This is a genomic window from Streptomyces sp. NPDC059454 (genome assembly GCF_042749965.1).
Lineage (GTDB): Bacteria > Actinomycetota > Actinomycetes > Streptomycetales > Streptomycetaceae > Streptomyces.
Genome location: NZ_JBHYVC010000083.1, coordinates 21,190 through 30,562, shown reverse-complemented (window position 1 = coordinate 30,562; position 9,373 = coordinate 21,190). Strand labels below are relative to the sequence as shown.

The following is a 9,373-nucleotide window of genomic DNA, read 5'->3' as shown; positions in this document are numbered from 1 at the left end:
TTTCCCTTTCCGGCGGCTCCGACTCTATCAGATCCTTTCGGGCCTGATTCCCGGTCAGAGCGGGTTGCCTTCCCGGCCGTTGGGCCGTTCCGACGAGTGAGACTTTAGCGGATTCCCGGCCCCCGACCTAATCGGGGTCCTGCTCCCTTTCGGGCGCGGATTCCTCATTTCGCGAATACACATGCCAAGGACGTGACAGCAGACAGACTGCTGTCTCGAACAGTGATGGCACTTGCGGAATGGCTGTCCGGGGACCGACCGGAGTCGGCGCTCACGTCGGACAACTCGGAGAACAGTACGGATGCGGCCGGGTCGTGTCAACTCGCTGCCTCGTCCCACCCCGGGGCGTACTCTGATCCGTATGACCACGCGTACGTACAGCCAGTGCTGGCGGGCCGCCTGACGGCGGCCGCCCCCTGACGTATGCACTCAACGGCCGCCGTCTCGGCGGCCGTTTCTGTTTCTCCCTTCAGGACTCCGAGGGGCGGCCGGCCGGGGACGGCGGTCTCGGACCGGAGACGGAGAAGAGATGACACGGGTCTTCAGTGGGATCAAGCCGACCGGGCATCTGACGCTGGGGAACTACCTGGGGGCCATGCGGCAGTGGGCCTCGGTCGACCAGCACCAGGCGGACGCGCTGTTCTGCGTCGTCGATCTGCACGCGCTGACCGTGCACCACGATCCCGCGCGGGTGCGCAGGCTGAGCCGGCAGGCGGCGACGCTGCTGCTGGCGTCCGGGCTGGATCCGGCGCTGTGCACGGTGTTCGTGCAGAGCCATGTGGACGAGCACGCCCGGCTGTCGTACCTGCTGGAGTGCGTGGCCACGGACGGTGAGATGCGGCGGATGATCCAGTACAAGGAGAAGGCGGCGCGGGAGCAGCGGCGGGGTGGGAGCGTGCGGTTGTCGCTGCTGACGTATCCGGTATTGATGGCGGCCGACATCCTGGCGTACGGGACGGACGAGGTGCCGGTCGGGCACGACCAGACGCAGCACGTGGAGCTGGCGCGGGATCTCGCGGTGCGGTTCAACCAGCGGTACGGGCACACGTTCGTGGTGCCGCGGGCGACGAATCCGTCGGTGGCGGCGCGGGTGATGAATTTGCAGGACCCGATGTCGAAGATGGGTAAGAGCGACGACACAGGGCCGGGAATCGTCTATTTGCTGGACGAGCCGGACGTGGCGCGGAAGAAGGTCATGCGGGCGGTGACCGACAGCGGGCGGGACGTCGTCTACGACAGGGAGTCCCGGCCGGGGGTGGCGAATCTGCTGGAGATCCTTGCCGCGTGCTCGGGCGGGAACCCGGAGGCGTTGGCCGGTGTATATGAGTCGTACGGGGATCTGAAGAGGGACACCGCGGAGGCGGTGGTCGAGGTCCTGAGGCCGGTGCGGGAGAGGCACAAGGAGTTGTGCGCGGATCCCGGCTATGTGGAGGGGGTGCTGCGGGATGGTGCGGAGCGGGCGCGGGGCATGGCCCGACCGACCGTGGATGCCGCTTATCGGGCGATCGGCTTGTTGCCGGCGGGCTCGGATACCGGGGCGCCCGTGCTGAACGCGGCCCGGTAGGCGCGGGGGCGGTTTCGCACAGGTCGTGACGACCGAGGAGGTCGTGGACGCCATGGGGTGACCGCCCCCTGCGGGGGCGGCGCCGTCGTCAGTCCTTGGTGCCGCTCGCGAGTTCGCGGCTGCGGTCGCGGGCGGCTTCGAGGGCGGCGATGAGGGCGGCTCGTACGCCGTGGTTCTCGAGTTCGCGGATGGCGTTGATGGTGGTGCCGGCGGGGGAGGTGACGTTCTCGCGGAGCTTGACGGGGTGTTCGCCGCTGTCACGGAGCATCGTCGCGGCGCCGATCGCGGACTGGACGATCAGGTCGTGGGCCTTGTCGCGGGGCAGGCCGAGCAGGATGCCGGCGTCGGTCATGGCTTCGACCAGGTAGAAGAAGTACGCCGGGCCGGAGCCGGAGAGGGCGGTGCAGGCGTCCTGCTGGGACTCGGGGACACGGAGCGTCTTGCCGACGGCGCCGAAGATCTCCTCGGTGTGCGTGAGGTGGTCGGCGGTGGCGTGGGTACCGGCGGAGATGACCGACATGGCCTCGTCGACGAGGGCGGGGGTGTTGGTCATGACGCGGACGACCGGGGTGCCGGAGGCGAGGCGGTCCTCGAAGAAGGCGGTGGGGATGCCTGCGGCGCCGCTGATGACCAAGCGGTCGGCGGGGACGTGGGGGGCGAGTTCGTCGAGGAGGGTGCCCATGTCCTGCGGTTTGACCGTGAGGATCAGGGTGTCGGCGGTCTTGGCGGCTTCCTGGTTGGAGACCGGGGTGACTCCGTAGCGGGTGCGGAGTTCGTCGGCTCGTTCCTGGCGGCGGGCGGTGACGAGGAGGTCGGTGGGGGCCCAGCCGGCGCGGATCATTCCGCTGAGCAGGGCTTCGCCGATTTTTCCGGTGCCGAGGACTGCGACTTTCTGGGTCATGGCTGGGGGTGCCCTCCGGGGGTGCGTCGTCCTGGGGGCATCCTCGCATCCCCGGGGCGGGTGGGGGTGGGGCGTCCGGTGGGCGGGATGTCGTTCGGGGGACTGGGGTGGGTGGGGGCCGGGGGTGGGTGTCGCTCGCCCTGCTTGTGGGGTGCCGTCCGCGCCCACCCGTGCCGCCCCAGCGGCACGACTGCCCGCGGGTGGAGGGCGGGGTGGTTATTGCGTTCGGCGTTTCAAGGTGGCCGCGCCCAGGGTCAGGACCAGCAGCGCGCAGCCCGCGACGATCGCGGTGTCGCGGACGAAGGCGGCGGTCATGTCGGTGTGCTTCAGGACCTCGTTCATGCCGTCGACCGCGTAGGACATGGGGAGGGCGTCGGAGACGGCCTCCAGGACCGGGTGCATGTTCTCGCGTGGGGCGAAGAGGCCGCAGAGGAGGAGCTGGGGGAAGATCACCGCCGGCATGAACTGGACCGCCTGGAATTCGGAGGCCGCGAAGGCCGAGACGAAGAGGCCGAGGGCCGTGCCGAGGAGCGCGTCGAGCAGGGCGATCAGCAGGAGCAGCCAGGGGCTGCCGGTGACGTCGAGGCCGAGGAACCAGACGGCGAGGCCCGTGGCGAGGGCGGACTGGACGATCGCCAGGGTGCCGAAGGCGAGGGCGTAGCCGGCGATGAGGTCGCCCTTGCCCAGCGGCATGGCGAGGAGGCGTTCGAGGGTGCCGGAGGTGCGTTCGCGCAGGGTGGCGATCGAGGTGACCAGGAACATCGTGATCAGCGGGAAGATCCCGAGGAGTGAGGCACCGATGTTGTCGAAGGTGCGCGCGCTGCCGTCGAAGACGTAACGGAGCAGGAACAGCATCACGCAGGGGATGAGGACCATCAGCGCGATGGTGCGCGGGTCGTGGCGGAGCTGGCGCAGGACCCGGGCGGCGGTGGCGGTGGTGCGGGAGGCGTCGAGGGCGCGCGTCGGGGCGGGGGTGGTCGTGCTCATCGGGTCGTCTCCTTCGTACGGCCTGCCGCGATCGCCTCGTCGACCAGGTGGAGGAAGGCCGCCTCGACGGTGTCGGAGCCGGTGCGGGTGCGCAGGGCGTCGGGGGTGTCGTCGGCGAGGATCCCGCCCGCGCGCATGAGCAGGAGACGGTGGCAGCGCTCGGCCTCGTCCATGACGTGGGAGGAGATCAGGAGGGTGGTGCCGCGTTCGGTGGCGAGGGTGTGGAAGAGCTGCCACAGGTCGCGGCGCAGGACCGGGTCGAGGCCGACGGTGGGTTCGTCGAGGACCAGGAGCTCGGGGGTGCCCAGAAGGGCCACGGCGAGGGAGACGCGGCTGCGCTGGCCGCCGGAGAGATGGCCGGCGAGGGCGTCGGCGTGGGTGGCGAGGTCGACGTCGGCGATGGCCCGGGTGACGTTCTCGTGGCGGCGGTCGGCGGCTGCTCGGCCGGGGTCGAGGATCGCGGCGAAGTAGTCGAGGTTCTGGCGGACGGTCAGGTCGTCGTAGACGGAGGGCGCCTGGGTGACGTAGCCGATGCGGGTGCGCAGGGCGGGGTGGCCGGCGGGGCTGCCGAGGACGTCCAGGGTGCCGGTGACCTTGGCCTGGGTGCCGACGACGGCCCGCATCAGGGTCGACTTGCCGCAGCCGGAGGGGCCGAGGAGGCCGGTGATCCGGCCGCGCGGGACGGTGAAGTCGAGGCCGCGCAGGACGGTGCGGGAGCCTCGGACGACGGTGAGGTCCTGGGCGTGGACGGCCGGTTCCTCCGGTGGCCGGGGAGAGTAATTCATCATGTGATGAATACTCCTCCCGGGTCCGGGGAGGCGTCAAGCCGTCGGGGTCGGGGGTGTGGTGGCGAGGAGGAGGACGACGTCGTAGGTCTCTTCGACGATCCCGTCCGGGAAGACCTCCAGGACGTGCCGTCGCTCCTCGGCGAGGTAGGCGGCGCCGCGTTCCGCGCCCTGGGTCAGGAAGACCGAGTGGCTGCCGATGTTGGCCAGGTGGATATCGAGGGGGACGCGACGGCTCCAGCGGACGACGCGGCGGACGAAGTCGAGGCGGCCCGTGGGGTCGGCGACACGCGCGTGGATGTTGTGCTTCTCGGCAGAGAGGTCGAGGCCGAAGTGGCGGTCGGCGCGTGCGGACGCCTCCGCGATCCACGGCACGTCGTCCGCGCTGGTGTTCCACCACAGGGCGAGCGCGCCGCCCGGCCGCAGCACGCACACCGCCTCCGGGACGGCATGGGCCGGGTCGGTCCAGTGCCAGGCCTGGGCGTAGGTGAGGAGGTCGGCGCGGTGGTCGGCGAGGGGGAGGGCGTTTCCGTCGCCCCGGACGACCGGCACGTCGGGGAGGGTGCGCCGGAACTCGGCTGCCATGCCCTCACCGGGCTCGACGGCGATCACGTCGGCGCCGCGCTCGTGCAGGCGGGCGGTCGCCATGCCCGTACCGGCTCCGACGTCCACGACCCGGGCGCCGGCGAGGGGGCGGCCGGTCAGCTCCTCGATCGCGTCGAAGAGGGCGGGTGGGTAGGAGGGGCGGTTGGCGGCGTACTGGGCGGCGGCCGCGTTGAAGGAGTGGGCTCGGGTGAGGTGGTCGACTCCGGGTGTCGTCATACGGCCATGGTGACCGGGCGGCTTCGGCACGCAGGCGGTTTTCGGGGAGTACGAGCGGCTGCCGGGACATGCCGCGCAGACGGCGATGGGAGCGATTCTCCAGGCAGAGCGGCGCACGGGCGGCGCGCCGCTTGGAGAATCGCTCCCATCAGTGTCCTGTGACGGGATTGACCAACAGCATCCCTGTGGATCCCGAGGGCCGCAGCGTCCGCCCGGAAGTCACCAGGGTTTGCCATACGCCCGATCCGTCGGGCAGCCCCTAACGGCGGCGCTTCTTCGACGGGTTGCCCGTGCGGCGGGTGGTGCGCTTCTCGTAGTCCTCGCGGGCCTTGTCGTACTCGGCGCGGTGGAGCTTCTCGCCCGGGGCCTCGGTGAAGGTGCGGAGGAAGTAGGCGAGGAGCGAGCCGACGAAGCCGATGGCCAGCAGGCCGCGCAGGGACGCCTGGCGGTCGGGATCGGGGCGGGTGGTGAAGGCGGACCAGGTGTGGCGGAAGGCGAGCGAGCTGCAGATCGCGAACATCACGACCATGAGCAGCGAGACGAAGCTGCCGACGTCGGCGATCCGGAGCCCGTCGTAGGCGATGCGCAGGACGAGGCAGGCGGCTGCCGCGGTGGCGAGGGAGCCGACGGCGACGCCGACGCGGCGGGCGGTGTAGCCACCGGAGTGGTCGACCCAGGTGGTGCCGAAGAAGCGGATGGGCTCGGGCTGCGGGCCGGCGGGGGTGCCGCTCGGGTCGTTCTCTACTGCGCTCACCAGTCGATTGTGACTCCTCCCCCATGTACGCATGCGGGTCCCCCTCCCCTGCCGGGCCCCCGCCGCGGGCCGGTCGTGCACGACCGTGCCCTGCGGCTCCGGACGAAGCCCCGGGGCACGGTCGTACGACGACGGCTCAGCGGATCCCTTCGACGGCGTACCCGACGAACGTCCCCCAGGCGTTCCGGCCAACGGCCGGCCCGGGGCGGGCGACGTCCTTGGAGTCCCGTACACGGACCGTGTGGGAGGAGGCGGCCACCTCGACGCAGTCGCCACCCTCACCGCTGCTGTGGGTGCTCGTGACCCACGTCAGCTCCGTCGCGCCCTTCAACGCCGGGAACTGGGACCGCGCGACCTCGTCCTTGATCTCCAGCAGGACGCCGCTCGCGTCGAGGAGTTCGTCCGCCATGTCGATGAACCGGGGCGGCGGTACGCGTCCGCCCTGCTCGTACGAGGCGATCGTGGACGGCGAGCAGCCCGTCCGCGACCCGATCTCGGCGCGCTCCAGCCCCGCCCGCAGCCGGAAGCGTTTCAGCCGCCGCCCGAACACCCACAGGATGCCCGACCCCGGATCCGGTGGGCCGGGGACTTCCGTCTCCTCAGCAGCGGGGAGCCACGTACCCGTCGCTGCCGGTGCCCACGTAGGTGTCGGAGACGTACTGGCCGTTGCCGATGTTGTCCCGGATGTTCGAGGTGCCGTACGGACCCGACACCGAGGTGCCGGGCGTCTGGGAGTTGATCGCGACCTTGGCGCCCTCGGGCAGGACACGCACGATCGCACAGCCGGTGCCGGGACCGCTGCGCACGTTCGGACGGACGCCCGGGGCGACCGAGCAGGAGCTGACGGCGGCCTCGGCCCTCGTGCCGATGTCGTGAAGGCTCCCTCTGCGGTGGTCGAGACGGATCAGAAGGAGCACCGCGGACGGAAGTAACCGTCGCGGCCGGTGTGCACGTACGTGTCGGAGACGAACTCGCCGTTGTCGATGTTGTCCCAGATGCTCGACGTGCCGTACGGGCCCGTCACCGTGCTGCCCGGCGTCTGGCAGAAGATCGGCACCTTCGCCCCCTCGGCCAGGACACGGACGACGGTGTAGCCGGTGCCGGGACCACTGCGCACGTTCAGACGGACGCCCGGGGCGACCGAGTAGTAGCGCAGATCGGCGGTCGTGACCTCTCCGGTGGCACCGGCCTCCGACACGGAACCGGCCTCGTTCTCTTCGATACGGTCAACAGCCATGCTTGACTCCCCCGTTGAATCCCATGGTTGTCATGGGCCCCGTTGATTCCCCCGAACCCACCACGCACATCTGTGTGGTTGAGGAACACGCAGGCTAGCAAGCCGCCTCTGTCCCGTACGAGTAATCCACTAGGCTCCGTGCGTCGCGCGCGCGGACGAACAGCACGGGGGTGTTCCCATGGCGCCACAGCAGAACACCGGAGCGAGCACGGAAGTGGAACTTCCCGAGTACTCCGGCCACTACCGCCTGGAAGCGCGTCTCGGCTCCGGTGGCATGGGGGTCGTACACCTGGCCCGAAGCACCTCGGGCATGAAGCTCGCGGTGAAGGTCGTGCATGCCGAGTTCGCCAGAGATCCCGAGTTCAGGGGACGGTTCCGGCAGGAGGTGGGTGCGGCTCGCAGGGTGAGCGGTGCCTTCACCGCGCCCGTGGTCGATGCGGATCCCGAGGCTGAGCGGCCATGGATGGCCACCCTGTTCATCCCCGGCCCGACCCTCGCCGATCAGGTGAAGCGGAACGGCCCGATGGCGCCCGCTGAAGTGCGTCGGCTGATGGCGGGACTGGCCGAGGCGCTGCGCGACATACACCGGGTCGGGGTCGTCCACCGGGACCTGAAGCCGAGCAACGTACTGCTCGCCGACGACGGGCCCAAGGTCATCGACTTCGGCATTTCCCGGCCGACGGACAGTGAACTACGGACCGAGACCGGCAAGTTGATCGGCACACCGCCCTTCATGGCACCCGAGCAGTTCCGCCGGCCGCGAGAAGTGGGGCCCGCTGCCGACGTTTTCGCACTGGGGTCCGTGCTGGTGCACGCGGCGACCGGGCGCGGACCCTTCGACTCGGACAGCCCGTATGTGGTCGCCTACCAGGTCGTGCACGACGAGCCCGACGTGGCCGGCGTACCGGACGAACTCGCGCCGCTCATCCTGCGTTGCCTGGCCAAGGAACCCGAGGACCGGCCCACACCGGACGAGTTGATGCGGGAGCTGCGCTCGGTGGCGGCGTCGTACGACACGCAGGCGTTCATACCGGCACAGCGCGCAGGGGATCCACCCAAGCCGAAAGCACAGGTCACGGAGACGGAGAAGAAGGAGAAGGGCAGGAGACGCGGGGGCCGACGGGCCGTTCTCGGCGCCGGTGCCGTCGGGCTGGCGGTCATCGCCGCGCTGGCCGCCGTTCAGCTGAACGGCGGCGACAGCGCCGTGCCGAAGACCGATCGCGCGCCACGGACCACGTCGGCCGGGTTCGGTCCGTGGGTGACGCCGAGGTCCGGGAACGGCGGGGACGGCATCCCCCGGTGTTCCTACGGTGCCGGGAAACTGCTCTGCGCGCAGACCGGGCATGTCTTCGCCCTCGATCCGTCCGACGGCCGGCTGCTGTGGCGGCACGCCGTCGCCCGCTCGGAAGGAAGCCGGACGCCGACCGTGGCGGGCGGTCTCGTCCAGTCATTGCCCACACAGGGCGGACATCTGGAGGCGCTCGACCCTGTCTCCGGCAAGACGCTCTGGCAGCGGAAGGTTCCCGCGTACGGCGGACTCGAGTCCGCCGGGGACACGCTGCTGCTGACGGGGGCCGACGGCACGGTGACCGGGGTGGACGGCGCTTCGGGTGAGACCAGGTGGAGCCACCGTCTCCCCGGCCACAAGGCGCCGCGTTTCGTCTTCTTCGCCGGTGACTCCCTGGCATACGCGACGAGCCCGTCCGACGACGGGTCCGGCACGCGCGTCACAGCGGTGGATCCGGGCACCGGAGACGTGCGCTGGGACACTCGGCTCGAAGGGGAGCTGGAGCCCGTCGGTACGAACGGGGAAACGGTCTTCCTCACCTCCGCCGACAGGATCTACGGCGACACGGAAGCCGTTGTCGCCTATCACCCGAGCACGGAGACCACGCGTCGAACCGCGCTGCCCGCCCCCCTCGAACAGGGGCACGGCACCGCCCACGGGAACGTGGTCCATCTGATGGGTTCGGGCGGATCCCTCGTCGCCGTCGACGTGAAGGCGCGGAAACAGCTGTGGCACGTGGAAACAGGCCTGGCCCGCGGCTCCGACCCCGTCTCCGACGGCCGTCATGTGTACGTCACCGCCCCCGACGGGCGGCTGCTGGCCATGGACGCGTCGACGGGGCGGCCGGCCGGGCAGACAGCACCCCGGCTCGGGACGGCCGGACGGGTCGCCGCCGCGCTGCCGCGGCCGGTGATCGCGCACGGGCACGTCTACGCGTCCGCGCCCGACGGGACCGTGTTCACCGTGGGCGGGCGGGATCCGGGCGCCTGGTAGCCGAAAGGGCCGCTCCCGCATGACGGAGGCGGCCCTTCGCGG

The 9,373-nt window shown here is 70.7% G+C and carries 9 protein-coding genes and 1 pseudogene; 2 read left to right on the top strand and 8 right to left on the bottom strand.

Going from position 1 to position 9,373, the window contains the following annotated elements:
- The first annotated feature begins 529 nt into the window (after positions 1-529).
- Positions 530-1,564 (top strand): tryptophan--tRNA ligase, encoded by a 1,035-nt coding sequence (trpS, locus tag ACFXAE_RS33520; protein ID WP_384722586.1) that lies wholly within the window; start codon positions 530-532, stop codon positions 1,562-1,564.
- Between the two features lie 88 nt (positions 1,565-1,652).
- On the opposite strand, the gene proC is transcribed toward trpS, so the two are convergent.
- From proC to ACFXAE_RS33480, 8 genes and pseudogenes are all read right to left on the bottom strand, one after another.
- On the bottom strand, positions 1,653-2,465 hold the full coding sequence (gene proC / locus ACFXAE_RS33515) for a pyrroline-5-carboxylate reductase (protein ID WP_384722584.1): 813 nt from the start codon (positions 2,463-2,465) through the stop codon (positions 1,653-1,655).
- Positions 2,466-2,681: 216 nt separating this feature from the next.
- Positions 2,682-3,452 carry an ABC transporter permease gene (locus tag ACFXAE_RS33510; RefSeq protein WP_384722581.1) on the bottom strand — a complete coding sequence of 257 codons (771 nt, stop codon included), beginning with the start codon at positions 3,450-3,452 and terminating at the stop codon, positions 2,682-2,684.
- Complete coding sequence (locus ACFXAE_RS33505) at positions 3,449-4,240, bottom strand: ABC transporter ATP-binding protein (RefSeq protein ID WP_384722578.1); 792 nt, start codon at positions 4,238-4,240, stop codon at positions 3,449-3,451. Before ACFXAE_RS33505 ends, ACFXAE_RS33510 begins: the two co-directional genes overlap by 4 nt.
- 33 nt (positions 4,241-4,273) lie before the next feature.
- Entirely contained in the window at positions 4,274-5,059 is a 786-nt protein-coding gene (locus ACFXAE_RS33500) for a class I SAM-dependent methyltransferase (RefSeq protein WP_384722575.1), read from the bottom strand.
- A gap of 259 nt (positions 5,060-5,318) precedes the next feature.
- On the bottom strand, positions 5,319-5,846 hold the full coding sequence (locus tag ACFXAE_RS33495) for an EamA/RhaT family transporter (RefSeq protein ID WP_384722572.1): 528 nt from the start codon (positions 5,844-5,846) through the stop codon (positions 5,319-5,321).
- 103 nt (positions 5,847-5,949) lie between these two features.
- Positions 5,950-6,390, bottom strand: a pseudogene (locus tag ACFXAE_RS33490) (helix-turn-helix domain-containing protein); the annotation flags it as partial.
- A gap of 22 nt (positions 6,391-6,412) precedes the next feature.
- Positions 6,413-6,682 (bottom strand): peptidase, encoded by a 270-nt coding sequence (locus tag ACFXAE_RS33485; RefSeq protein WP_384722592.1) that lies wholly within the window; start codon positions 6,680-6,682, stop codon positions 6,413-6,415.
- 35 nt (positions 6,683-6,717) lie between these two features.
- On the bottom strand, positions 6,718-7,050 hold the full coding sequence (locus ACFXAE_RS33480; protein WP_384722569.1) for an SH3 domain-containing protein: 333 nt from the start codon (positions 7,048-7,050) through the stop codon (positions 6,718-6,720).
- A 178-nt stretch (positions 7,051-7,228) separates the two neighbouring features.
- On the opposite strand from ACFXAE_RS33480, the gene ACFXAE_RS33475 reads away from it, so the two are divergent.
- The gene (locus tag ACFXAE_RS33475) at positions 7,229-9,331 is read left to right on the top strand and encodes a serine/threonine-protein kinase (RefSeq protein ID WP_384722566.1); all 2,103 of its coding nucleotides are present in this window, start codon (positions 7,229-7,231) and stop codon (positions 9,329-9,331) included.
- Positions 9,332-9,373 lie beyond the last annotated feature (42 nt).

Coding starts and splice junctions, on each gene's coding strand:
- trpS (WP_384722586.1), top strand. CDS start 530: ATGACACGGGTCTTCAGTGGGATCAAGCCGACCGGGCATCTGACGCTG.
- proC (WP_384722584.1), bottom strand. CDS start 2,465: ATGACCCAGAAAGTCGCAGTCCTCGGCACCGGAAAAATCGGCGAAGCC.
- ACFXAE_RS33510 (WP_384722581.1), bottom strand. CDS start 3,452: ATGAGCACGACCACCCCCGCCCCGACGCGCGCCCTCGACGCCTCCCGC.
- ACFXAE_RS33505 (WP_384722578.1), bottom strand. CDS start 4,240: ATGATGAATTACTCTCCCCGGCCACCGGAGGAACCGGCCGTCCACGCC.
- ACFXAE_RS33500 (WP_384722575.1), bottom strand. CDS start 5,059: ATGACGACACCCGGAGTCGACCACCTCACCCGAGCCCACTCCTTCAAC.
- ACFXAE_RS33495 (WP_384722572.1), bottom strand. CDS start 5,846: ATGCGTACATGGGGGAGGAGTCACAATCGACTGGTGAGCGCAGTAGAG.
- ACFXAE_RS33480 (WP_384722569.1), bottom strand. CDS start 7,050: ATGGCTGTTGACCGTATCGAAGAGAACGAGGCCGGTTCCGTGTCGGAG.
- ACFXAE_RS33475 (WP_384722566.1), top strand. CDS start 7,229: ATGGCGCCACAGCAGAACACCGGAGCGAGCACGGAAGTGGAACTTCCC.